This is a genomic window from Brevibacterium sp. Z349TD_9 (assembly GCF_056173565.1).
Genome location: NZ_CM149680.1, coordinates 1,875,291 through 1,898,423 on the forward strand (window position 1 = coordinate 1,875,291; position 23,133 = coordinate 1,898,423).

General features: G+C 65.0%; 19 protein-coding genes. 10 read left to right on the forward strand and 9 right to left on the reverse strand.

Annotation, left to right across the window (positions count from 1 at the left end; translation table 11 throughout):
* Positions 1–38: 38 nt before the first annotated feature.
* From AC0VYB_RS08780 to AC0VYB_RS08800, 5 genes are all read right to left on the reverse strand, one after another.
* Entirely contained in the window at positions 39–500 is a 462-nt protein-coding gene (locus AC0VYB_RS08780; protein ID WP_052001295.1) for a hypothetical protein, read from the reverse strand.
* On the reverse strand, positions 497–1,162 hold the full coding sequence (locus AC0VYB_RS08785; RefSeq protein ID WP_052001293.1) for a DUF2637 domain-containing protein: 666 nt from the start codon (positions 1,160–1,162) through the stop codon (positions 497–499). The genes AC0VYB_RS08780 and AC0VYB_RS08785 overlap by 4 nt, the downstream gene beginning before the upstream one ends.
* The gene (locus AC0VYB_RS08790) at positions 1,162–2,127 is read right to left on the reverse strand and encodes a bifunctional DNA primase/polymerase (protein WP_052001291.1); all 966 of its coding nucleotides are present in this window, start codon (positions 2,125–2,127) and stop codon (positions 1,162–1,164) included. Before AC0VYB_RS08790 ends, AC0VYB_RS08785 begins: the two co-directional genes overlap by 1 nt.
* A 281-nt stretch (positions 2,128–2,408) precedes the next feature.
* Positions 2,409–3,278: a helix-turn-helix domain-containing protein gene (locus tag AC0VYB_RS08795; RefSeq protein ID WP_080695013.1), complete on the reverse strand. Its 870-nt coding sequence runs from the start codon at positions 3,276–3,278 to the stop codon at positions 2,409–2,411.
* A 254-nt stretch (positions 3,279–3,532) separates the two neighbouring features.
* Positions 3,533–6,691, reverse strand: a complete 3,159-nt coding sequence (locus AC0VYB_RS08800) for a bifunctional cytochrome P450/NADPH--P450 reductase (protein ID WP_036340976.1) — start codon at positions 6,689–6,691, stop codon at positions 3,533–3,535.
* A gap of 211 nt (positions 6,692–6,902) precedes the next feature.
* On the opposite strand from AC0VYB_RS08800, the gene AC0VYB_RS08805 reads away from it, so the two are divergent.
* The 6 genes from AC0VYB_RS08805 (at position 6,903) to AC0VYB_RS08830 (ending at position 12,743) form a co-directional block, all read left to right on the forward strand.
* Positions 6,903–7,544 (forward strand): TetR/AcrR family transcriptional regulator, encoded by a 642-nt coding sequence (locus AC0VYB_RS08805; RefSeq protein ID WP_259790909.1) that lies wholly within the window; start codon positions 6,903–6,905, stop codon positions 7,542–7,544.
* Positions 7,545–7,660: 116 nt separating this feature from the next.
* Complete coding sequence (locus tag AC0VYB_RS08810; RefSeq protein WP_036340970.1) at positions 7,661–9,163, forward strand: MFS transporter; 1,503 nt, start codon at positions 7,661–7,663, stop codon at positions 9,161–9,163.
* Between the two features lie 55 nt (positions 9,164–9,218).
* Complete coding sequence (locus AC0VYB_RS08815) at positions 9,219–9,791, forward strand: TetR/AcrR family transcriptional regulator (RefSeq protein ID WP_036340967.1); 573 nt, start codon at positions 9,219–9,221, stop codon at positions 9,789–9,791.
* 32 nt (positions 9,792–9,823) lie between these two features.
* A complete protein-coding gene (locus tag AC0VYB_RS08820) occupies positions 9,824–10,462 on the forward strand; it encodes a GNAT family N-acetyltransferase (RefSeq protein ID WP_036340964.1) in 639 nt (212 codons plus the stop codon).
* Between the two features lie 150 nt (positions 10,463–10,612).
* Positions 10,613–11,245, forward strand: coding sequence for a DUF1345 domain-containing protein (locus AC0VYB_RS08825; RefSeq protein ID WP_052001289.1), 633 nt, complete (start codon positions 10,613–10,615; stop codon positions 11,243–11,245).
* 124 nt (positions 11,246–11,369) lie between these two features.
* A complete protein-coding gene (locus AC0VYB_RS08830) occupies positions 11,370–12,743 on the forward strand; it encodes an ISL3 family transposase (RefSeq protein WP_318604081.1) in 1,374 nt (457 codons plus the stop codon).
* On the opposite strand, the gene AC0VYB_RS08835 is transcribed toward AC0VYB_RS08830, so the two are convergent.
* Positions 12,734–13,618, reverse strand: a complete 885-nt coding sequence (locus tag AC0VYB_RS08835; protein ID WP_475385239.1) for a M23 family metallopeptidase — start codon at positions 13,616–13,618, stop codon at positions 12,734–12,736. The two genes, AC0VYB_RS08830 and AC0VYB_RS08835, sit on opposite strands and share 10 nt — an antisense overlap.
* A complete protein-coding gene (locus AC0VYB_RS08840; protein ID WP_052001286.1) occupies positions 13,615–14,154 on the reverse strand; it encodes an ArsR/SmtB family transcription factor in 540 nt (179 codons plus the stop codon). The genes AC0VYB_RS08835 and AC0VYB_RS08840 overlap by 4 nt, the downstream gene beginning before the upstream one ends.
* Before the next feature lie 333 nt (positions 14,155–14,487).
* Here AC0VYB_RS08840 and mobF point away from each other — a divergent pair, with 333 nt between their 5' ends.
* The 3 genes from mobF (at position 14,488) to AC0VYB_RS08855 (ending at position 20,366) form a co-directional block, all read left to right on the forward strand.
* Positions 14,488–18,048 (forward strand): MobF family relaxase, encoded by a 3,561-nt coding sequence (gene mobF / locus AC0VYB_RS08845; RefSeq protein ID WP_231728764.1) that lies wholly within the window; start codon positions 14,488–14,490, stop codon positions 18,046–18,048.
* A gap of 144 nt (positions 18,049–18,192) precedes the next feature.
* Positions 18,193–19,731: an SIR2 family protein gene (locus AC0VYB_RS08850; RefSeq protein ID WP_080695011.1), complete on the forward strand. Its 1,539-nt coding sequence runs from the start codon at positions 18,193–18,195 to the stop codon at positions 19,729–19,731.
* Positions 19,728–20,366 (forward strand): sce7726 family protein, encoded by a 639-nt coding sequence (locus AC0VYB_RS08855; RefSeq protein WP_475385240.1) that lies wholly within the window; start codon positions 19,728–19,730, stop codon positions 20,364–20,366. Before AC0VYB_RS08850 ends, AC0VYB_RS08855 begins: the two co-directional genes overlap by 4 nt.
* Here the strand turns inward: AC0VYB_RS08855 and AC0VYB_RS08860 are convergent.
* Positions 20,346–21,493 (reverse strand): IS3 family transposase gene (locus AC0VYB_RS08860; RefSeq protein WP_100227560.1). Its coding sequence is split into 2 segments (ribosomal slippage): positions 20,346–21,223 and positions 21,223–21,493, totalling 1,149 coding nucleotides; the frame shifts between segments, so codons are not numbered across the junction. The genes AC0VYB_RS08855 and AC0VYB_RS08860 overlap by 21 nt on opposite strands.
* Positions 21,494–21,840: 347 nt before the next feature.
* Here AC0VYB_RS08860 and AC0VYB_RS08865 point away from each other — a divergent pair.
* Complete coding sequence (locus tag AC0VYB_RS08865; protein ID WP_101556367.1) at positions 21,841–22,773, forward strand: sce7725 family protein; 933 nt, start codon at positions 21,841–21,843, stop codon at positions 22,771–22,773.
* A gap of 101 nt (positions 22,774–22,874) precedes the next feature.
* Here the strand turns inward: AC0VYB_RS08865 and AC0VYB_RS08870 are convergent, their stop codons facing one another.
* Positions 22,875–23,057, reverse strand: a complete 183-nt coding sequence (locus AC0VYB_RS08870) for a hypothetical protein (RefSeq protein WP_058630940.1) — start codon at positions 23,055–23,057, stop codon at positions 22,875–22,877.
* Positions 23,058–23,133: the final 76 nt, after the last annotated feature.

Consider the following 23,133-nt stretch of genomic DNA (forward strand, 5'->3'; position numbering starts at 1 on the left):
GTCGGGCGTTCGCTGTCGAATCATCGCTACTCACCACTTCACGACTTCCCGACCGCGGCCCTCGTCGGCGCGTGGTGCCGGGCACCGTGCCCGAACGCCGTCAGCGGCGACAGCCGCCTGGCCCGGTCGCTGAGGTTCCGCAGCCCGGCCACGAGTGGTTCGCGGGCCTTGCGTGACATCTCGACTTCCATGTCGATGCCCCGCCCGGCCAGCGACGCCGTGTTACGGGCGATGAGATCGGTGGGCCGCACCCACTCGATACCGCGCGCCCGGTGTTCCTCGAGTTTCTGCTCGACCTCTGCCGCCTCAGCTGCACCGGTCATCTCGTCAGTCGCGGGGGTCTCGACCGTGGTGTCCTTGCGCTTGGTCACGTCGGCAGCGGCGACCGCCTCGGGCACCTGCCGAACCTCGCTGCGGTCTTCCGGCATCTCCGGTTCAGGCACATCCTCGACGTGCCAGTCGTCGTAGGCATGCGCCTGCTCGCGCGGGTCGATGTTCATGGTGTTGTCTCCATCTCTGTTGTGGTTTCCGGCTCCTTGACCGGCGGGGTAAACCAGCGGCCCACCGTCGAGGCATGGACGCCGAGCTCGTCGGCGATGGCCTTGTTCGACCAGCCGGCCTCCCGCAGCCGAGTGGCACGCTCACGCCGCCCCAGCACCAGCTCGGCCTCCGGGTCTGCTTCGGACTCGATCGCGGCCATGGGTTCGGTCGCGGCGGATAGCTCGGGCGGTGCCTGCGCCGTGCTCGGTGGCGCGGTGGTCGAGCGTGTGAGGACGACGGTGAGGTGCGTGCTGGCGAGCAGTACCAGCGGCGGCACGGCCGCGACCGTTGCGGCGAGCATGGCGGGCACGCTGGCGTCGGCGGCGACGATCGCGTGCAGCGCGTTTGCAGCAACCGACACGAGTGCTCCGCAGATCAGCAACGCCCACGGATACCAGGCACCCCGGCGACCATCGAGTGCGACAACCGCGATGGTGGAGACTACGATCAGGCCGTCCACGAGCAAGGGCCAGATCCACGCCTGCCCCGGCGCGATACCCGACCGGGCCGCGAGATCGGCCAGCGCCATGAACGAGAGCCAGAACGCGCCGATACCGATCAGCACGGTGCCGGTCGCGGCGGTCACCACCGCCCAACCCCATGCCGGTTGCCGCACGCTCATCACAGCCTCCGACCACTCACCGAGACAGGCGGCTCGGTGTGGGCGAACCCGGAACCCGTCTGACGTACCGGGGCGCGACGGCGCGGCCCGTAGGTGCTGACGTGGCGATACGCCGAGCCGACTGTCCGGGTGATCTCGTGCTCTCCCAGCCCGGACTGGCCCGCTGCTGGGCCGAGCGCGTTGAGCGCGTCGCGGGGTGAGTGTCCGTGCTCAGCCATGCGGCACGCGGCCTTGAACAACCCGAGGTTGCGTTCGCCCTCGGGTTTGCGAGCTACCTGCGAGGCGAGCCGGGCAACGTCCAGCGGCCAGCCGCCCGGCGGTTCCGGCGCGGGCGCGTATTTCGGGCGCGGGTCGAGGAAGTCACGCAACTGCTGCGCGTCTAGTAGCGCGACAGGGCGCGTCGCCATGCTCTCGACCCGATACGGCACCCGGCGACCGTCGATGGGGCGCTGCGAGGGCGGCACGATGATGTAGCCGCCGTCGCCCCGAAAGTCGATACCCGCCCGGCCCGCCTGCCACGATCGCTGCTCACGTTCGGCGTCCGTTGGGTAGTACAGATGCCTGCCGCCGGTCGGCGTGGTAACGACCGCCAACGGCTCCGGCAGCAGCCCGGCGCGTGTAGCGCGTCTGAATGCGGGATACCCGTTGACCTTGTGTACATCGACGTCGACGACGACGACACCCGAGGCTGCGCCAGTCGGGATGGCGAGATTCGCATGAGGCCGATGCCGCCACCACGCCTCCACCTGTCTCACATCGTTGGTTGCCTCGTGGAAACCTCGATCGGGAATCGGGCGCTTCCCGCCGGGCGCGCACGGGAACACCGGCACGCCGTGTCGGGCTAGCTCGTGCGCGACCAGCGGTAGCGGCACGTCCCCGCCGAGCCGGGAGAAGACCGCAGCGACCGATGAGGCCCGCCGCTCGATCAGATCGTGCGCCCCGCGAGCGTCGCCTACCTTCACCATCGCCAGACCTCCCTCCCATCCGGAGACCACCCCTCGCTGGGTGGCCCTACGACCGTGAGGTGCGTCGGGAGGATCAGGAAGACGAGACGGACAAGGAATCGAGACTGTGACCGTCAGGCATCTTGAAGAACCCGACGTGTCTATTCCGGACTACCTACGTCGAGGCAGACTGTCCAGCAGTTGTCACGACTGCGGTACACATCGCGCATGACGGGGCACGAATGACGCATCACGCCACGCTGCGCGGAGGTGCGTCGGCTGGAGCTGCCCGCAGGACGTCCCTAGGTCGCGGCCGGGTGAGGTGTCTCCCGAAACTCGGATGGGGATACGCCGAATCGACGTCGGAATCGAGCGGAGGCGATGCGAGAATCCACCCACCCCACTTGCCGGGCGGCCGCGCTTATAGGCACATCTGTTTCTTCGATTAAGCGTGTGAACTCCGTTAATCGAATCTCAGCAAGAAACCGCATCGGAGGCGCGCCGGCGTGTGCCGTAAAGAGACGCGTGAGATGGGTGCGCGACACAGCGACCTCGTTTGCCAGAGAGTTCACAGTCCAAGGTTCCGCCAGTCGAGCGCGCAGAAGGTCAATCGCTTTGGTGACATGGCCAGCTGAGGGTGGCCGGGTCAGCCGTCCAGCGATCGGCCGCCACAACGGGCGAATGGGTTGCGGTGACATGCTAGCGTCCAGGAAGACAGGAAGAACACCGGAAACCCAGCGAGCGAACAGCTCAATGGTGTGGATCGCAGCTACTTCTGGCGCATGGGTACCATCATTCAGGATGCTCATCTGACGCCACAGCGGCTCGACCTTGCGTAGGGCGGCAGTCCCCGGAGTCAACACTATTGCCGTACCATCCCATTCGCAGGGGTGCAGCCCACTGTGAACACGTTCGCGATGAGGAAGAAACCAAGACATCTGCATGCGAAGAAACTGCTCATCTGCATAGATCGACCAGATGCGCACCCGGCCTTGTGGCTTGATCCGGCACCATCTGTCTGCCCCTAGGGCGATCGACATCCCGGCCCTCAGCATATAGTCGCCGTTGGCAGTCTCGATCCGAGTACTGCCTTCCATCACATTCATGATCTGCGCATGGCGAAAGAGCGCTCGACTCGACGCGAGCGTCCGGACAAGTTCGAGAGCCGTCATCCCTCCGGGAACATCTCGGTTCTCTGCTAGCGAGTGCGACCAATCCGCGCCGTTGTCGAGTTCGAGATGGAGTCTCCTCACAGCCTCGCGCGCGCCTATGGCTTACCTCCACGATCAGGAGCAACACGCGAATCGGCGTGAGGTCCGCGTGCACCACTTCCGAAGCGTGCGACGTGACGAGAACTCAGCTCCGAGAGTCTGAGTTCTCGAAAGGAACTGTCAGTCGTCTGAGCCCGCAGTCTCATGTGAGTGGCTCAGAAGAGGTCAGTGGCGTATCGCCCGGTCTGGCTGAGTTCGGTGAGCCAGTTGGGTCCGTGGACGTCCTGGCCGATCCGGGTCAGGGTCTCCTCGACCGCTGGCCCCATGCCGGTGACGTCACCGCACACATACACGTGCGCGCCCTGCTCGATGAGGTCGAGGATGCTGTCTCGTTCGGCCCAGAGCCGGTGCTGGACGTAGCGGACCTCGCCGTCGGGCTTGCGTGAGTATGCCCGGTGCACGCGCAGCGTCCCGGCAGCCTCGTAGGTGGCGAACTCTTCGGCGTAGAGGTCGTCCCAGTCGGGGTGCTGGCAGCCGAAGAACAGCACCGTCTCACCCGCCGGTTCGCCGCCGGTGGCGCGAGCATGACGAGCGTTGATGAAGCCGCGGAACGGGGCGATGCCGGAGCCAGCGGCGATCATGATCGCCGGGATCGAGTTCTGGGCTGGGGGCCGGAAGTGCTCGGTCGGCGAAGCGAGGGTGACGGTGAGCCGGTCGCCGGGCTGGACGCGCTGAAGGTAGCTGGAGGCCGCGCCTCGGTAGGTGCCCGTCCCCGAGAGTGCGGGGCCCTCGATGACTGAGACGGTCAGTGCTACTTCGGTCTGGGTTTCGGCGGCGGAGCTGATCGAGTACTGCCGTGCCCTGGGGGCGGGGAGTCGTTCGATCACCCAGGCCAGGTCGACCTCGCAGGAGGCGAACATCTCCAGCAGGTCCAGCAGTGAGAACCGGCGCTGCCTGATGGTGTCCGCCTGTTCAGGGGAGGCCAGCTTTTCGAGTTCTGCGCGCTCGGGAGGGCAGCGTGTCGTCTCGGCGAGCGAGGCGAGTACCCCCTGCGTGGCTGGGGCGGTCAGGTCGACGTGGCGGGTCAGCAGGTCATCGACCCGCACCGGCACTCCGACGGGGATGCGTCCGCTGGGGGCGTCGGAGTCGATGGTCACCAACTCGTCGCCTGGCAGTGCCAGGCGGGTGAGCATGCGGGTGACGAGTTCGGGGTGGTTCTGCGGCAGCACCGAGAGGTAGTCGCCGGTGCGATACGTCATGCCCTCGGGCAGGCGGAGTTCGAGGTGCCGCTTGGAGCGGGGCGAGTCGCCGCGGACTAGCTCGCGGTTCTCCAGCACGATCGCGGTGGCCTCCTCACGATGGGCGGCGGGCTGGCTGGTGGAGGCGATCCGGTAGCGGGGGCCTGTCGGGGCGGTGTCCTCGATCTGGTAGTGCTCGGACAGTTCGGGCCACAACGGCTGGTACCAGCGTTCCCAGTCGCCGAAGAAGTCGGTGCGGGCATCGGTGGCACCGCGTTCACGAATCCTCGTGGCCCCGGCAGCAGTCATGGCGTCGTCGATGAGGGTGGGGACGCGCTGGTAGGTGGCGGCCCAGTCCAGGCTCCCGCAGCCCAGCACCAGGTATTCAACACCGCTCAGGTCCGGGCCGGTGGTGGTGAGCCAGTCGACGAAGCGCTTCGCATTGTCGGGTGGGGTGCCGTTGTAGGAGGAGGTCACGATGACGACCGGCCCGGCCGTGGGCAGGTCCGCGGTGGCCTCATCGAGGGAGGCCACTCGGGTGTGCCAGCCACGGGCGGCCCCATCGCCGGCGATGGTGCGGGCCAAGCCCTCACTGCTGCCCCCGTTGGAGCCGTAAAGCACCAGCATCGGCGTGCCGTGCGCATCCGCCGGTGGTGTCGCGGCGGCGGACGCCTTCCGAGCAGGAGCAGGAGCAGGGGCGGACGCGGGTGCTGTGGCGTCGGTGCGGAGCTGGGTGTGGCTGAGGCGGTTGGCGGCGTGGATGGTGAGGTTCTTGGGCTTGATCGTCAGCGACTCGGCGATCTTCAGCTCATACCCGGGGTCGGTCAGGGCGATGTCGAAGCGCTGGAGCATCATCGCCAGCACCAAGGTGGCCTCCTGCAACGCGAAGGGACGACCGATGCAGGCCCGTGCGCCGTGGCCGAACGGCATCCACGCATACTCGGGGATCTCATCCATCCGTTCCGGGGAGAACCGGTCCGGGTCGAACCGCGTCGGCTCGGGCCACACGGCCGGATCGGTGTGCAGGGTCGGGAGCATCACCATCACGCTCTCTCCGGCGGCGATGTCGTATCCGCCCAGCGTGGTGTCCTCACTCGGGGACAGCGCGAACGCCGGAGCGGTGGGATGCAGCCGCAGGGTCTCACGCAGAACCTGCCCGATGTAGCCCAACTTGGCCAGGTCAGCGAACTCCGGGGTCCGATCACCCAAGACCTCATCAACCACCTCGCGGGCCTTCGCGAGCACATCGGGGTGGGTCAGCAGCTTGTGGGTCGCGAAGGACAACAGCCCGGAGGTGGTCTCATGCCCGGCGATGAGGAAGGTCGCGAGCTGATACTGGACGTTCTCCTCCGACAGCTTCTCCCCGGTGAGCGGGTCCGCAGCCGACAGCATCCGCTCCAGCAGGTCATCAGGCCGCTGATCGACAGGCCTACCGGCGCGGGCCGTGACGATGTCCTGGGTGATCTGCCGCATGGTGGCGATGTCCTCGCGGTAGCGGCGGTTGGTGCCGACCATGAACGGCTGCACCCCCGGTAGGCGCTCGCTGCGCAGCCCCGCCTCGGTCAGCGCGCCCACCATCGCACCGACGAAAGGGTGATGGTTCTCGGAGTAGAACGAGTTGAACCGCACATCGAACGCACACAGCGCGATCGTGTCCAGCGTCAGCCGGGTCATGTCCTCGGCGACGTCGATCTCCACGTCTGGCCCGAAGCGCTCCCAGCGGACCATCATCTGCTCGGCGATGTCGAGCATCTGGCCAAAGTAGTCCTTCATCGCCATCGTCCCGAACGCCGGCATCAACAACCGGTGCGCCTTCCCCCAGTTCGGCTCCTCGTTGTACGCGGTGAACAGCCCGTCACCACCGAAGTCGCGCACCTGATCGATCGCGTCATGGACCTTCTTCGACCACAACGGACTGGAGCACATCTCCGCCACCAGCGCGTGTTCCGAGGCGAAGATCTGCCGCGTGCCCAGCACATCAAGGGCGAACATGCCGCCGTACTTGGCGTGATAGTCCTCAGCGAACTCGATTGAGGTCTCCTGCGAAGCGCCCAGCACCTCGAACAGGTTCCCCACCACCGGCAGGGCGGCAGGGCCGGGGATACGAGGGGTGCCGGTGGCGTTGGGAGGAGTCATCGAAAGGGCCCTCCTGTTCACGATCTATCGGGTCGAACCGTCCATCGCCCCTGGTGGCTGGCTGTGAGCGGGCGCACCCGGTCAGAGGTCGGAGTGCGGCCTGAAGCCCGGCCATGAGTTCGGGCACCGCGTGACGTCTCCCAACACACTAACTTGGCCACTCGCCTAGGTCAACTGGCCACGTCGTGTGCCCAAGGCGTATGATGGGGCTATGGACGATCGAGGAGAGGCGCGTACGCCGCGCAATCAGATCAGCGCTGGCGAGCGTCGAGAGCAGTTGGTGGCCGCCGCGCTGCGGGTGATGAGGCGCGACGGGATCGCTGCGGCGAGCACCCGTGCGATCTGCGCTGAGGCGGGGATGCCGCACGGGGCGTTTCACTACTGCTTCCACTCCAAGAAGGAGCTGTACGCAGCCCTGCTGGCCAGTGACATCGAGATCGACCTGGGGGCCGCCTGGCCGCATATTTCACCCGATGCAAGCCCGTTTGAGAACATCCGCACCTTGCTGCTGGCGTTCTGGTCACAGATCGAGACCGACCCCGACGCGCAGTTGGTCCTGTTCGACCTGGGCAGCTTCGCGCTGCGCGACCCCGAACTCCAGGAGCTGCCACAGCACGAGCACGCCGCCTCCCTGGAGAAAGCCACCGGCTACATCACCCGCCTGGCGGACGAGGCGCGTCTGGACTTCGCCCAGGACGAGCGAGTGCTCGCCGAACTCGTCCTCGACACACTTAACGGAGTCGCCTGGTCCTGGCTGGCCCACCGAGACAACGACCTCGCCCGCCAGAGCCTGGAACGGTTCGCGAGCCTGGCGGCATCGTTCGCACGCACCAGCAGCGAACACACCAGCTAGCGCCACGCGGCACCTCGCCGCACATCACACCAGCAGTCCTGTACGGGCTGCGCACTACCACCAGAACTGTACCGGCACGACGGTTTAGTTTGAGGAAGATACTGAGGAGACTGAACATGAATGAACTGATGACGCCAGCCAGGCGATGGGCCTCGCTGGCTGTGCTGGTGGGAGCGGTGCTGCTGCTGGCCATTGACGCCACGGTGCTGTATCTGGCGGTGCCGTCGCTGACCGCCGACCTGTCCCCGACGGCCTCGCAGGTGCTGTGGATCGGGGACATCTACTCCCTGGCCCTGGCGGGGCTGCTGGTCACGATGGGGAACCTGGCCGACCGGATTGGGCGCAAGAAGCTGCTGCTGATCGGAGCCGCAGCGTTCGGACTCGCCTCCATCCTGGCCGCCTTCGCGCCGACCGCGGAAGTCCTCATCGCCGCACGCCTGCTGCTGGGTGTGGCCGGAGCGACGATCATGCCCTCGACGCTGTCGCTGATCCGCAACATCTTCACCGATCCGATTGAGCGCACCCGTGCGATCGCGATCTGGTCGGCAGCGGCCGCCAGCGGCATCGCACTTGGCCCTCTGGTAGGCGGGGCACTGCTGGAGAACTTCTGGTGGGGCTCGGTGTTCCTGATCAACCTGCCCGTCATGGCACTGGTCATCGGCCTGGGCGCGTGGTTGCTGCCGGAGTCCCGCAACCCCAACCCCGGCCGGTTCGACCTGATCTCCAGCGGCCTGTCGATGCTGGCGATCATCCCGTTCGTGTACACGATCAAGCAGGTCACCGGCGGCAAGTTCGACCTCCTCACCGCAGCGGCGATCATCGCGAGCGTGGTCGGCGGCATCCTGTTCGTGCGCCGTCAGCGCAAGACCGCCTCTCCGATGATCGACGTGGACCTGTTCCGCGTGCCTGCCTTCAGCGGCGCGGTGCTGGTCAACTTCATCTCGGTGTTCGCCCTCAGCGGTGTGCTGTTCTTCTTCTCCCAGTACCTCCAGCTCGCCCGCGGCCTCAGCCCGCTCCAGGCCGGACTCGCGCAGCTACCCGCCGCCCTCTCGGCGATGGCCGCTGTGGCAGTGGTCGGGTTCCTCCTCACCCGTCTCGGTCGCGGCCGGGCGATCGGGGTGGCTCTGATCACCGGCGCGGTCGGGCTTGGGCTGCTGGCCGCATTGGAGAGCAGCGAGCAGTTGGCCTGGGTGCTGCTGGCCGTGGTCCCACTCGGGCTGGGCATCGGTGTCGCCGAGACCCTGTCGGTGGATGCGGTGGTCTCCGCCGTCAAGCCAGCCAAGGCCGGAGCCGCGGCCTCGGTCGCCGAGACCGCCTACGAGCTCGGCGTGGCCCTGGGCATCGCGATCCTCGGCTCGCTGATGAGCGTGTTCTACCGCGGAGGCCTCGACCTGCCGACAGGTGTTCCCGGCGAGGTAGCGGCCCGGGTCGAGGACTCACTCGCCTCGGCGACCGCGGTCCTCGAGCCCGGAAGCCCGGTCCTGGAAGCCGCGCAGCACGCGTTCGTCTCGGCAATGCAGTCCACCACCCTGATCGCCGGGGGAGTGATGGTCCTCGCCGCGATCGTGGCCTTCACCCTCATCCCGAACAACAAGGACGCCGTCACCGCCGACCACTGAAAACCTGACCACAACTGAAATCCTTGAACCGAACCCACGAGAAAGGAGACGCATCATGGCACGGACCGCCGGACGCAGCGCAGACGAGACCAGACAACTCATCCTGACCTCGGCCGCACGCCTGATCGGCCGGCACGGCACCACGGTGCCCGTGACCGACATCGCCGAGGCCGCCGGGGTCTCCAAAGGCGGCCTGCTCTACCACTTCCCGAACAAGGAAACACTGCTGAACGGGGTGGCCACCAACCTGATGACCCAGTTCCGCAGCCACGTCGAGCAGGCCGCGACCGCCGAGCCCGAAGGGGTCCCGGGCAGACTCACCCGCGCCTACATCCGCGTCAGCTTCGCTCACGCCGGGGACCCCAGCGGGCTACGCGACTACATCGCCCTAGCCGCTCACCTGATGTTCGAGCCCGCCCTAGAAGAACTCGCCCAAGCAGACGCCGCGCAGTGGCGCAGCGCGCTCTTCGAAGACGGCCTCGACCCCGCGATCGCTCGCATGGTCATCGCCGCCACCGACGGGTCCAACAGCGCCCCGCTGTGGGGAGCCGTCCTGACCGAGCCCGACCGCACCGCCCTCGAAGCCGACCTGATCGCCCTCACGCAACGTGACGACTCATCCGGCTGACCCACACCATTCACGGAAAGGAAAACCACGCCATGACCAACATCGTCTACCGCCCCTACCAGCCGCAAGACGCCGAGGACATCAAGAAGATCATCAACGAAGCCTTCTACATCCACCGCTACGTCACCGGCCGCCTGGTCCTTGACAGTGCGCTGGAGATCTACCTGCGCGAGCGCCTCCTGGCCAGCACCTGGACCCGCGTCGCGGTCCAGGACGAACGTGTCGTCGGCATCATCATGGGCCAAGTCGACGGGCAGCCACGCCTCGGCGGCCGATTCACCAACCGACTCCTGACCCTGGCGCACACGCTCCGCGCCGGCATCCTCGGCCTGCCCCAGTGGAAGTCGATGCGCCAATACTTCGCCTTCGACCGCGTATACGGTGAGCTGCGCAAGAAAACCCCGAGCCCGCTGACCGACGAACTGACGCTCTTCGCCGTGGACTCCAGCACCCGCGGACTCGGCATCGGCAAGACCCTCTACCGCGACTACCTCGACCACCTCCGCAGCCTCGGACGCAGCGACTTCTACCTCTACACCGACTCCCTGTGCACCTTCCAGTTCTACGAGAAGCAGGGCATGACCCGCACCGCCTCCGAAGACATGAACCTCGTCCTCGACGGCAAACCTGAAGCCCTAGGCGTCTACCTGTACTCGGGCACCGCCACCTAAGACCACGACACGAGCACCGGGCTCCAGGACTTCAAGCCCGGAACCCTCGATGGGACAATGGGTCGCATCGGCCCGTTCCCGCCTACGGCACGCGATCGTCGCCGAACACCGGCAGACCGACCACGCCACCCGACACGAAAGCAGGAGCCGATGGCACGTACACGTTCCCGCGGAGGGTTCTGGGTCGGCGCGGTCGCAGAAATCTGCATCATCGTCGCCAGCCTCGTTTACGTGGTCTCCAGCGAACTCTGGGCGCTGATCGCTTGGGAAGCACTCGCGACCGGTTACCTCGCTATCGGGTTCACCCTCGCCTGGAGCGGCAAACGCCCCTCCCGAGTCTCCCGCGGCGACGTCCGCGCCGTCGCACGATGGTCGTGGGTTCTTCCCCTCATCTCCAGTTTCGCCGGCGTCAACTCCGCCGTGCTCGCCCTGATCGCCCGCGGCGACGGCATCCACAACGACGCCCTGCTCGGCGTCGCCGCATCCATCGGTGTCGTCCTGTCCTGGACACTCCTGCACACCGGCTTCGCGCAGATGTATGAAGCCACCGACATCGCCTCAGACCAAGACGCCATCACCTTCCCCGGCAACGACCGCCCCGTCTTCCTCAACTACCTCTACTTCTCCTTCACCATCGGAACATCCTTCGCCACCTCAGACGCCACACTCAAAACCCTCCCCGCTCGACGACTCGTCCTCATCCACGGCGTGGTCTCCTTCTTCTACAACGCCCTTGTCGTCGCCGTCGCATTCCAAGTCCTCCAACACGCCGTGGCTTCCTAACACCTAACGTGGCAATGCGGCCATTCGCGGTTAAGCGTGGAGGTGTCGTGAGTCAAGGGGCTCGCGCCCTTGTTGGATGATGGGTTCTGCGAAGAATCACATCGTCTACCGAAGGACGCGAGCCATGTTCCAGCCTACGGGCACTGACCTGTCCCTGCCCACTGCCAGCAGCACTGCCGAGCTCTTTCGGGATCCGGCCTCGGTGGTGTTCAACCTCGACGGCTACCAGGTGCTCTCAGCGTGTGATCTGCCGATGGGTGGCCGCCGGGTCATCGCCGCGGCCAACAGCAGTGAGGCGGCCTGCCCTGACTGTGGGGTGATCTCGGCCCGGGTGCATCAGCGCACCCGCCAGAAGGTCAAAGACCTCGGCGTCGGCGGCAAGAACATCGAGCTGATAGTCATCAAGCCTCGGTTCCTGTGCACCGAGGTTGCCTGTGCTCGGCGGACCTTCACTCAGGTCACCAGCCAGCTGCCCTTCCGTGCCCGGTGCACCGCCCGGTTGAAGGCCGCCGCTGTCGAGTCGGTGCTGGATGAGGGGATGCCGATCTGGCGGGCTTGTGCCCGTCACCGGTTGGGCTGGGCAACGATCAACGCCGCAGTAGTAGCCGATACGCTCACTATCCCTGACCCGGACCTGGTGCCGGTGCGGGCGCTGGGGATCGATGAGCACCGCTTCGCTCGAGCGAAGTGGTTCAAGCACCCCGAGACTGCTCAGTGGTGCCGGGTCGAACCGTGGATGTCGACCTTCGTCAACGCCGACACCGGCAACATCCTCGGCGTCGTCGACGGCCGCTCCAGCGCGAACATCACCCGCTGGCTGAAGCAACGCTCCCAGGCGTGGCTGGAGCAGCTGCAGGTGGTCGCGATCGATCCCTCCAGCGCGTTCCGCAACGCCGTACGCCAGGTGCTGCCGGCGGTGGAGATCAGCGTTGATCACTGGCACGTAGTCCGCCTCGGTAACCAGATGCTCACCGAAGTCCGTCAACGAGTCACCCGCGAAGTCCTGGGCCGCAGAGGCCGCAAAGAAGACTCCGTGTGGGCTCACCGGATGCTGTTGCTAAGAGCCGGAGACCGACTCACCGATGCTGGGCTGCACCGGCTCGAAGAAGTCCTCGCCGACGCCGACTTCGAGCAGGTCGCAGCTGCCTGGGCAGTCAAAGAGCGCCTGCGGGCCATGCTGGCCGCCAAGGACATCCCAGCAGCCCAGAACGCCCGGATCGACTTCGAAATGGCGGTCACCGCCGCTGACATGGTCGAGACCGATAAGCTCGCCGCCACGGTCGCGAACTGGTGGACCGAGATCAAGGTCTTCGTCCGCACCCAGGTCACCAACGCCAGGACCGAATCCGCGAACACCGGGATCAAACAGATCAAGCGTACTGGCCGCGGATTCCGCAACCAGAGGAACTACCAATCACGTATTCTGGGTACCAGCGTCAGGCAGACACGCCGACGCCGCAGGATCCCCCACCAACAGGGACTCCACGCTCAACGGTGAATAGCCGGCAATGCTTCGTGGCGCTCTCCTGTCGCTGTCATATGCTGCTCGTTCGCTGGGAGCGCGTCAACGGCCTCGGGATGGTTGTCGAGCGTGATGCCGGAGAAGCTCATCGGGAGGCCCTGTGCGGTCCAAAGTGAGGCGCGGTCCATGAGTTGCGCATGCACATGCGGCTCGCTGGTGTTGCCAGAGTTCCCGCAGCCTCCGATGACCGTGCCAGCAGTCACCCGGTCACCGACCTTCACGGTCAGCGATCCCTGCTGCAGATGTGCGACAGTCGCGTATGCGCCATCGCCACTGCGGATGGTGACGTGATTTCCGATGACGAACCCTGGCCCGCCGATTTCGCGGATCATGCCCTCGATCATCATGTAGACGATGCCCCAACCGTTGGAGCGGGCCCGGTGATCCCTGCGCCATCCTGAAGCGCGTACGACCTCCCCGTCGACCATCGCGAATACGGGCTCACCGAACGCAGGATACGCACTCGGTAGCCGCATCATCGCGCCACCGAACTCCGGGCGCGGTTCAGCCACCGGGTCGGCGACAATATCGATGGCATAAGCCTGCCCATAGGCCCTCACACCGTGGCTAGGAACCTTCGAGGCTGGACTATTCATCCCCAACCACCGGCCTCGCACTGGTGGCTCGACCACCCGGACCGGAGAGTCCGGGAGTAGTCGCGGTGCCAGGAACACCAGCATCAGACAGAGACCGGCAAGTGCGAGAGCGGCGAACACAGCAGCGAGCCACACCTCACGAACACCTCCGGCACTCATGAAGCGCCCCAAGACTGCGTTGCCGATGAGGACCACTGCCGCGAGGTAGTAGAGCGGGATTCGCACGCGGTACAGCGCCAGCACTGCTCGTTTCATCGCCCCGCCCCCACCAGGCAGGCCAGCAGCGGCACGATCCGCGCCGCGGGCACCTCGTAATTCCCGCGACCGCTCTGCTTGACCCAGCCCGCTGCGACAAGCTGCCGGAGATGGTGGTGCAGCTGTCCGGTCGTGCCGAGAGACGCAACCTCGGCAAGATCAGCCGTCGCGTGCGTGCCCGAGAGGATATGGCGCAGCAGTTCCAGTCGCACAGGATGCCCGAGCGCAGAGAATGCCGCGGCTTGATCGGACCACTCCGTCTCCCAAATACCCGCGGTGCCCGCGGCCTGCTGCCACGCTACCGGCGTACCATCCGGCAGTTTGAGCGAACCCACCAGCATGACCGCCCCCTCGACTGTCGAGGGGTGATCGTTCAGCTGGGACTGTAAGCCCGTCAAAGCCCAGAACTGCTCCTCATCCAGGATTGGTGAAGAATCACGCGCCCGATCGGGGCTTTCGGCCATCGCTTCCAACCGTGCCATGCGCTCGGACAGCGCCTCCAGCTCCGCTCTCAAATCCTCACCAGGCTTGATCATAAGCACGATAGTACGCTATATCGTTCTTCCGTACTAACTCTGGAACTCCTCTCTCACTTGCCGCATCCCTTCGACGAAGCGAGTCAGTGCCACCGCTCGCCGTCGTTGTCGTCACGCGGCTCAGGCACTCAGAGGGCGAGAGCGGAACGTATCCGGTCAGCCCAGCCCCGGCTACGACTCCCAGCGCTAGGGCCTCCGCGCTCCCGCTCCCTTGACCGCCCCTCAGATTCCCCCACACGTCTGGCACTAAGAGTGCGAGCCGCGCGCTGCGCGCGCACCTAACCCCCGAGATCGCCCCTGATGTGACGGTCTCGGGGAGGGGCCGTCGTGGTGATGACCATCCGTGTCATGTCGTCCGGCAAGGGCTACGAGTACCTGCTGAAATCGGTCGTCGTCGGCGACGGCGACCGGGAGATGAGCAGCCCGCTGACCCGGTACTACACCGAGTCCGGCTGCCCGCCCGGAACCTGGGTCGGCACCGGCCTGATGAGCCTCGACGACGGGCGCACCCCGGCGCTGGCCGAGGGCGACACGGTGACTGAGGAACACCTGGCCCGACTGCTCGGTGACGGCATCCATCCGGTCACTGGCGGTAAGCTCGGCAAGAGGTTCCCCTCGTTGCAACCCCCACGCGAGCGGATTGCGGCGCGCGTTGCACGCCTCGACCCCGGCTTGCGTGGCGCGGCGCGGGCCGAGGCTGTGGAGCGCATCCGTGAGGGAGAGGTTGCGAAGAAGCCTCGCACCGCCGTTGCAGGGTTCGACTTGACGTTCTCCCCACCGAAGTCGGTCAGCGCGATCTGGGGCGTGGCCGACGCGGGCACGCAAGCCCTGATTGCGCAGGCGCATCACGCCGCGATGCGCGACACGATCGCGTTGCTGGAACAGCGGGTCGCTGCAACCCGCGTCGGTGCGGGCGGTATCGCGCAGATGCCGATCGTGGGCGTGATCGCCACCGCGTTCGACCACTACGACTCCCGAGCCGCCGACCCGCAACTACACACGCACGTCGTGGTGTCAAACAAGGTGCAGGGCGTAGATGGGCGCTGGCGCACCCTCGACTCCCGCCGACTGCACAAGGCCGCTGTCGCTCTCTCGGAGTCGTACAACGCCTTCCTCACCGATCACACCGCGCGGCTGCTCGGCGTGACGTGGGTGCCCGTCGACCGGGGCAAAGACCGCAACACCGGATGGGAGATCGAAGGCGTACCGGCGGCGCTGATCGCGGAGTTCTCCCGACGCACCACCGGCGGCAGCGACGGCGGGGCGGGCATCGAGCAGGTCAAGAACCGGCTGATCGAGCAGTACGTCGCCGAGCACGGCAGGCAACCCTCAGCGGCGACGATTGCGAAGCTCCGGCAACAGGCGACCTTGGAGACGCGACCAGAGAAAGAACTGCACTCGCTGGCCGACCTCACCACCGACTGGCGGGCGCGTGCCGAGGTCGTGCTCGGCGAGGACGCACCCACCTGGGCGCAGCACCTGCTCGACCGGGGTGCGACCGAAGCCCGGCTGCGCGCGGACGATCTCGGGCTGGAGCAGATCGAGGATCTCGCCTCGGTGGTGCTGATGAGCGTGGCGAACCGGCGCGCAACCTGGGGGCGCTTCAACCTGCACGCCGAGACCATGCGGCAGATCATGGGCGTCCGGTTCGCAACCACCGACGACCGTCTCCAGGTGCTCGACCAGATCGTCGCGCACGCCGAAGCCGAATCGCTGCGGCTCACCCCCGACTACCACCGCGCCCTACCCGCCCACTACGTCGAGAGCGAGGGCAACAGGTTCCAGCCGGTCGATCAGATCGCGTACTCCAGCCAAGACATCCTCGACGCCGAGCAGCGCCTACTCGCACACAGCCAGCGCACCGGCGGGCCAGCATTGACGGCGCGGCTCGTCGCGCGGCATACCTCTCGCAAGATCAGGGGCGTTCGGCTCGACCCCGACCAGGCCGTCGCTATCACCCGCATCGCCCGTTCCGGGCTGAGCCTCGATCTGCTGGTCGGCCCCGCTGGTTCCGGCAAGACCACCGCGCTACGCGCTCTGCACCGGGCATGGACAGCCGCGTACGGACGCGACTCGGTGATCGGCCTCGCGCCGTCGGCAGCTGCCGCCGAAGTGCTCGGCGACTCCCTCGGCGTGCGAGCAGAGAACACCGCGAAGTTCCTCTACGAACACCATCACGGACGCTGGAACCTCGAAGCCGGGCAGCTCGTGCTTGTGGACGAGTCCTCGCTTGCCGGAACCCTCGCGCTCGATCGCATCGCCGAGCACGCCACCGAAGTCGGAGCCAAGGTCGTCCTCATCGGCGATTGGGCGCAACTGAGCGCGGTCGAGACAGGCGGGGCGTTCGGGATGCTCGTGCGACACCGTCAGAGCGTTCCCGAACTCACCGATGTGCGCCGCTTCGCCAACGATTGGGAGAAGAGCGCCAGCCTCGGCCTGCGACACGGACGCACCGATGCGCTCGACGAGTACCAGGAGCGCGGCAGGCTGGCGGACGGTGACGCCGAGGCCATGCTCAATGCGATCTACGAAGCATGGCGCAGCGACCGCGACGCGGGCCTGCGCACGCTGATGATTGCGGGCACCGGCGAGATGGTCGCCCAACTCAACGAGCGCGCCCGCGCCGACCTCATCGAGACCGGGCAGGTTGAGGCCGACGGTCTGCGTCTGCACGACGGCACCACCGCAGGCGTCGGCGATCTCGTCGTCACCCGGCTCAACGACCGCCGCCTGTCCACCGGCAGGGCATGGGTCAAGAACGGTGATCGCTGGCAAGTCACGCACCGCTACGACGACGGCTCGCTCGCTGTGCGGCGGCTGGGGCGCGGCGACAAGCCCCACGGCAAGGCGCTCGTGTTGCCTGCGAAGTACGTGCGCGAGGAACTCGAACTCGGCTACGCCTCCACCGTCCACCGTGCCCAGGGAGCCAGCGTGGATACCGCGCACGCGCTCGTTGACCCCGAAGTCTCGTCGCGGGAGTTGTTCTACGTGGCGATGACGCGCGGTAAGCACCGCAACCACGCCTACGTGATCGTGCCTGACCCGCACGAGGTCGAGCCGCATCTCGACCAGCCGAAGCCGCTGACCCTGATCGACCGGCTTGCCAAGGTGCTTGCGCGCAGCGACGCCGACCTCTCCGCGACCGAGACGCTGACGCTCGAGGTAGACCGTCACGCCTCGCTGTCCACGCTGCTCGCCGAGTACGACGTGCTCGCCCGCGAAGCGCAGATCGACCGCTGGGCCGCGCTGCTCGACATCGCGCCGTTCCCCGAGAACGTGGCCGACGACGTGTTCACCAGCCCCTACTACGAGCGCTTGGAGAGCGCACTCGCACGTCACGAGGCAGCCGGCCACCTTGCAGCCGTCGCGCTCACCGCGCTCGCACCGAGACTCACGCCCGGCGAAGACCAGGCCGACCCCGCCGCGCAGCTGGCCGACATGCTCGACCAAGCCACTCAGAAGCTCCGGCCCGGCAAACGAACCACAGTACGAGTTGCCGGACTCATCTCCACGCCTGCCGAGCCGATCGCAGACGACATGCAGACCGCGCTCACCGAGCGGCAGGCGCTGATCGAGGCTGCCGCGCGCGGACTCCTGCACGACGCCCAAGAAGCGGGAGCCGAATGGGTGGCGCGGCTCGGCCAGCCGAGTTCACGACCCGAAGCGCGAGAGCGGTGGGAAGCACACGCCGCCACGGTCGCGCTGTACCGCTACCAATACGACGTCAGCGGCCCGGCACCGCTGGGCGACCCGAACATCGTGCGTGGCCCTGACCAAGCGGCCGAGTACCGAGCCGGTCAGCATGCGTTGCGGCACATCAAGGCGAGTGCTCAACACGATGATCACAGAGGACCTCAGTCGACCGTCGGCAACACACCACGACGTGGACTCTGACCCGCGACCTCATCAGGCGCGCGACGACACGCCACGCGGAGAACCACTCGGTGACGACGTTGTGGCGGGTGGAAAACTGCTCCGCCGGGCGTGTCACCACGGAACCGACTACGCGGGAGGACGCCGGAAGATACCCTATGTAGCATGGGTACCGCGTACGACTTCCTCAGCTCTCATCTGAAGACGATGGCTGCGCCGTACCTGTTTATCGGCTCGGGGATTTCAAGACGGTATGCTGATCTGCCCGATTGGGAAGGTCTCCTCAGACACTTTGCTGCATTTACTAGCCACCCGTATGAGTACTACCGTGGCCTCGCTTCAGGCGATCTTCCTAAGACTGCCTCACTGCTGGCCAATGAGTTTTACTCGGTGTGGTGGTCCGATAAGCGATTCTCAGATTCGAGAGACAGGTATGGTCCTGAGGTTACTGATCCCTCATCAGCGCTAAAGATCGAAGTGGCAAGGTATTTCGAAGAAGCGATTGAAGGATTCGAGCCGACGGCCGAGCACGCTTCCGAGTTCTCGCTCCTGCAGAGCGCAAACGTCGAAGGAGTGATAACGACCAACTTCGACAGGCTGATGTCCGTTGTTTACCCTGACTACACCGTCTTTACTGGCCAAGATGAGTTGCTGTTTGCCGATCCACAAGGTATCGCGGAAATCTACATGATTCACGGGTCCTCGCAGCAGCCGCGTTCACTCGTTCTGACGGGGGAGGACTACGAGGACTTTCAAGAGCGAGATGCGTACCTTGCCGCCAAGCTGATGACCTTCTTCGTCGAGCACCCGATCGTTTTCCTTGGCTACAGCCTGAGTGACAACAACGTACTTGAGATACTTCGTTCGCTGGTGAAGGCGATGCGTGGCACCAACGCGAGCAAGCTTAAGGAGCGCCTACTTTTCGTCAACTGGGACTCGGAAGCTTCCCCAGAGATTCGCTCTCGAACTGTGCAGATCGAAGGTGGTCAAATCGAGGCATTTGAGATTGTTGTCCCCGACTTCATCGACGTCTTTCGAGCGCTAGGAATCAAGGAGAGGGCGCTTCCGGCTCGTGTTCTACGTCAGCTCAAGAATCAGATTTACGAACTGGTGAAGAGCAACGATCCTGACGGTCGACTCGTGCAGGTTTCCGACATTGAGTCAGCTTCGGATCAACTCGACGTGGTGTTCGGTGTTGGTGCCAAGATGACTGTTAAAGGGATCATTGGCCTATCTCGCTGGGACCTCGTTGATGATGTGCTTGGTTCGCCAGACCGTGGGCTTCCCAGTGACCAGGTGATATCGGAGGCGTTCGGGAGTTCCTTCGCTAGCAACTGGTATGTGCCCTACTGGAAGCATCTCCGGCAAGGTGGATTCCTTGACGAGGCGGGGAGCTTGCTGCCGCAGCTTGAGGTCCCATCCAAGATTCATTCCTATATATCCCGAGAAACCAAGAACCTGGGAAAACGCTCTCTCCCGGATGGTGTGACCTTTCAAGACGTGCTCGATCGCGAAGGAGAGGACTGGATTCTTGGCCACCCTTGGTCGTTGCTCGACGAGACCCGCGACGGTGAGGGCTTGCGAGAGTACCTGAACAACAACCGAAGCTATCGTCAGCAGTCCTACTACCTCACGCAGTACGCCAAGTTGGCCGTGACTCTCGACTGGCTGATGTACGGACCCCCGAACGAGGCCAAATCATGAGCGTTGTAGAGAGCCAGGCGGCAGCGGCTTCGGCATTGCTTTCGGCTCCCGTTCTCCGCTCAGCGATGCGAGACGGCCCGGCATCGAAGTTGGCGAATCGCACCATTTCAAGTCTTGTTGAGAGTGGTCTAGCCATTGGCGCATCCACCGTTCGAACACTGATCTGGCGTTGCGACCGATGGCTTTCGCGCCACTACCGTAACGATCTCGTCTACCGTAGAGCCGTTCTCGGTCAGATGATCCCGTGGAGCGACGGCATCCTTCTGCCGGAGTTCAGGGTCGGCCGCTCCATCGTCGACTTCTTGGCCGTGACAGACTCGTTGCACGCCGTCGAGATCAAGAGCGACCTCGACAACACTTCCCGACTCGATAGCCAACTACACGATTACCGGAAAATTGCACCCTTGGTGTCTGTTATGGCATCAAAGCGCGTAGTGGAACGACTGCTCGCTGCCCGGGAGTTCGAGACTGTTGGTCTTCACTGGCTTAATGTGAACGGTCGCGTGGAGACTGTCCGCAACGCGGAGTTTAGCCGTGAATACCTTGACTCAGAGGTCTTAATGCGGTCACTTCGTCGCGCAGAGTATCTCAGAGTCCTTGGGCCGCCCCCGTTGTTAGGTCCGGTCTCTGTGTGAGTCGTCGGGTTCCATTTCGTGGGTGCAGTGGCGAGCATAGTCGGCCGGGGTGAGGTAGCCCAGCGCCGAGTGGCGTCGCACGGTGTTGTACTCGACCTTCCAGTCGCCGATGACGACCTGGGCGTGCAGCAGTGAGTAGAAGCTGTTGATGTTCAAGCACTCGTCGCGCAGGCGGGAGTTGAACGACTCGACGTAGCCGTTGAGCCACGGCGAGCCGGGCGGGATGTACGACAAGCCGGTGCGGGTGCCGGCCCAGTCGGCGATCGCCTGGCTGATGAACTCGGGCCCGTTGTCGCTTCTGAGGACCGCGGGCGGTCCGTGCAGCTTAACGAGGTCGTCGAGATGGTCGGTGAGACGGTCGGCGGTGATGGAGCGTTCCACGAGGCCGCCGAGGCAGACCCGGGTGTGCTCGTCCACGATCGACGCGATTTTGATCGGACGCCCGGCCTCGTCGACGTCGAACTGGAAGTCGATGGCCCACACCACGTTCGGGGCGCACGCCTTGGGGGCGTCCGTGGTCGAGGAGCCGATGCGCTTACGGCGACGTCGCTGGGGCACGCGTAGGCCTTCCTCGCGCCATAGCCGCTGGATCTTCTTGTGGTTGACCTGCCAGCCCTCGCCGCGGGCGTCGTGGCACGCGCGCCGGTAGCCCCAGCGGGGGTGCTTCTTCGCGTAACCGCGCAGCCATTCACGCAAGGCGGCGTCGGGGTCGGCGACGGTATCGGCCTTGAGGGTGCGCCGGTAGGCGGACCTGGATAGCCCGGTCAGCCGGCACGCCATCCGCTCGCTCACCCGCATCTTCGCGATGAGGTGAGCGACAGCGGCGCGCCTCCTGCCCGGGCCTAGAAGTTTCCCTCTGCCAGCTCCTTCAGCGCCGCCTTCTCCAGCTCTGCTTCAGCGAGCAGACGCTTGAGGGTGGCGTTCTGCTTCTCGAGCTCCTTGAGGCGCTTGGCGTCGTCGGCCTTGAGCCCGCCGTACTGGTTGCGCCACCGGTAGTACGTCTGTTCCGACACGCCCAGCTCGCGGCACACCGCCGCGACGTCCGCGCCATCGGCCAGCATCCGGTCGGCCTGTCCGAGCTTGCGCACGACCTGCTCAGGCGTGTGCCGCTTCCTCGTGTTCGTCATGATGAGACCAGTCTTCCTGCCCGCAGCAGCGAGCATCAAGACGACTCACACAACGACTGGACCTACATCCCGGGGTCAGCCCATCCTGTCTGCTCTTGGCTCTACTGTTCCCGATCTCCCGAACACGCGGGTGTTCTCATACGCACTAGCAGCTTCCCGAGATCTGGACCCGCTGATTTTCCACAACGCGGTAGCCGATCAGCTGAGAGCGCGGAAGCCGCGGGCTGGCCGTACATTGATCGCTAAATTGCCCGAACCGGTGCGGCCCGCCGTTTTAAAGCTTGATCCGACGAGACAGCAGATATCCAGTCTTCAAGATTGGATGAACCAGGAGGTGGCAAATGTATATGCCTAGGCTGAGGGCACGACAGCATGAGGTCTTCGCCGTGCGTAACTGCGCCTCAAGTTTTGCTGCATCTTCGCGTGTCGTACCGGTTCTCGAGCCGGTGGCCGCGCCAAACGACCTCTTCACGCGGAGGTTGGGAGCGATAGCCGACGAGGGAGGCAGTTGTGACCTCGTCCTTAACCCCTCGGTTGGTGACCTACGTTCGAAGGGTAGTTGGAGAGGGCTTGGCGACTACTACCTTGAGAATGATCTTCTCAAGCACCACGGACTTGCGGTCCTCTCCAATGCTGACGCTGATCACGCGGCGATGTCACGTTGGATCAGTGAGGCCAGGGGTGCTGGACACGAGTTCACACTCGACATCGTTCATGAACTGGATCTCTCCGTGACCCTACAAGGTGCGACGTATCACGGAGTTCGATGGAACATTGCCGAAGATCGGACGGTCCCGGCGTCATATGGTCTTCCCCTCGGAGGCCTTCCGGTGGTTTGGGCGAATGACCCGTTTCCTGCTTTGCCGCGCAATCGAGAGTACGTCGGCCGTGAAGAGGGGATCTTCAGCACTCGCGTTGCCGGCTACAAGAGCGCAGGCTACCTCGGCGTCAGCGATTTCCTCACGCTTGGAAGGGGATTTCAATCCGGCGGCGGGCCTGCCTATGCGGTGGTTATCCACTTCACATATGAATCCGGTGATGTTGTCCGCCTGAAGCACTTCTGCTCTGACAGCAACGAGACTCAGGATGACCCGGCTGGGAAGTTCTTCGAGGCCCTTGAGAAGCTCATCGACTTCGTTGACGAAAGGTCGCTCCCAACAAACCTAGGAATCGACGGGTTCCGCGATCTGTATCAGCGTCAGCACTTTCCCGGGCTTGGCAAGGTCAAGGAGTTGTCGATCATGAATCACATGTTGGTCATGCAGGACGCAATTATCTAGATTTCGTGTCGGTATGACTCCAGTCGGAGAGGGCACGGAGATACGAGCGGACGACTTTGCACGAGGATCCCAGCCTTCCTAACTAGAAGTGAGACATCACTTCAGTCATCAGACTGTGATTCGTCGGCTCGCTTGACGACGCCCTTGGCGACCGGCTTTAGAGGTCTCCAGTCGATGCCGCTGCCTCGCCAGTAGCGGTCGCATTCCGCCTCGATCTCAGACTTCAGTTCGTCCAGTTGCGCGTAGTTCGCTTGCTCAGACTTGGACAGACCTGGACCCTTCATCTGTTCTCTGTACGCATCGAGCTTCTCTTGAATTCGGCGCAAGGCTATACCAGCAGCGCTAGTAAAACGGCCATTC

Excerpts from the sequence above, each read along its gene's own strand:
- AC0VYB_RS08780 (WP_052001295.1), bottom strand. The coding sequence starts at position 500 with ATGAACATCGACCCGCGCGAGCAGGCGCATGCCTACGACGACTGGCAC.
- AC0VYB_RS08815 (WP_036340967.1), top strand. The coding sequence starts at position 9,219 with ATGGCACGGACCGCCGGACGCAGCGCAGACGAGACCAGACAACTCATC.
- AC0VYB_RS08795 (WP_080695013.1), bottom strand. The coding sequence starts at position 3,278 with ATGACGGCTCTCGAACTTGTCCGGACGCTCGCGTCGAGTCGAGCGCTC.
- AC0VYB_RS08840 (WP_052001286.1), bottom strand. The coding sequence starts at position 14,154 with ATGATCAAGCCTGGTGAGGATTTGAGAGCGGAGCTGGAGGCGCTGTCC.
- AC0VYB_RS08800 (WP_036340976.1), bottom strand. The coding sequence starts at position 6,691 with ATGACTCCTCCCAACGCCACCGGCACCCCTCGTATCCCCGGCCCTGCC.
- AC0VYB_RS08865 (WP_101556367.1), top strand. The coding sequence starts at position 21,841 with ATGCCTAGGCTGAGGGCACGACAGCATGAGGTCTTCGCCGTGCGTAAC.
- AC0VYB_RS08785 (WP_052001293.1), bottom strand. The coding sequence starts at position 1,162 with ATGAGCGTGCGGCAACCGGCATGGGGTTGGGCGGTGGTGACCGCCGCG.
- AC0VYB_RS08810 (WP_036340970.1), top strand. The coding sequence starts at position 7,661 with ATGAATGAACTGATGACGCCAGCCAGGCGATGGGCCTCGCTGGCTGTG.
- mobF (WP_231728764.1), top strand. The coding sequence starts at position 14,488 with ATGACCATCCGTGTCATGTCGTCCGGCAAGGGCTACGAGTACCTGCTG.
- AC0VYB_RS08870 (WP_058630940.1), bottom strand. The coding sequence starts at position 23,057 with ATGAAGGGTCCAGGTCTGTCCAAGTCTGAGCAAGCGAACTACGCGCAA.
- AC0VYB_RS08820 (WP_036340964.1), top strand. The coding sequence starts at position 9,824 with ATGACCAACATCGTCTACCGCCCCTACCAGCCGCAAGACGCCGAGGAC.
- AC0VYB_RS08825 (WP_052001289.1), top strand. The coding sequence starts at position 10,613 with ATGGCACGTACACGTTCCCGCGGAGGGTTCTGGGTCGGCGCGGTCGCA.
- AC0VYB_RS08805 (WP_259790909.1), top strand. The coding sequence starts at position 6,903 with ATGGACGATCGAGGAGAGGCGCGTACGCCGCGCAATCAGATCAGCGCT.
- AC0VYB_RS08790 (WP_052001291.1), bottom strand. The coding sequence starts at position 2,127 with ATGGTGAAGGTAGGCGACGCTCGCGGGGCGCACGATCTGATCGAGCGG.
- AC0VYB_RS08835 (WP_475385239.1), bottom strand. The coding sequence starts at position 13,618 with ATGAAACGAGCAGTGCTGGCGCTGTACCGCGTGCGAATCCCGCTCTAC.
- AC0VYB_RS08830 (WP_318604081.1), top strand. The coding sequence starts at position 11,370 with ATGTTCCAGCCTACGGGCACTGACCTGTCCCTGCCCACTGCCAGCAGC.
- AC0VYB_RS08855 (WP_475385240.1), top strand. The coding sequence starts at position 19,728 with ATGAGCGTTGTAGAGAGCCAGGCGGCAGCGGCTTCGGCATTGCTTTCG.
- AC0VYB_RS08850 (WP_080695011.1), top strand. The coding sequence starts at position 18,193 with ATGGGTACCGCGTACGACTTCCTCAGCTCTCATCTGAAGACGATGGCT.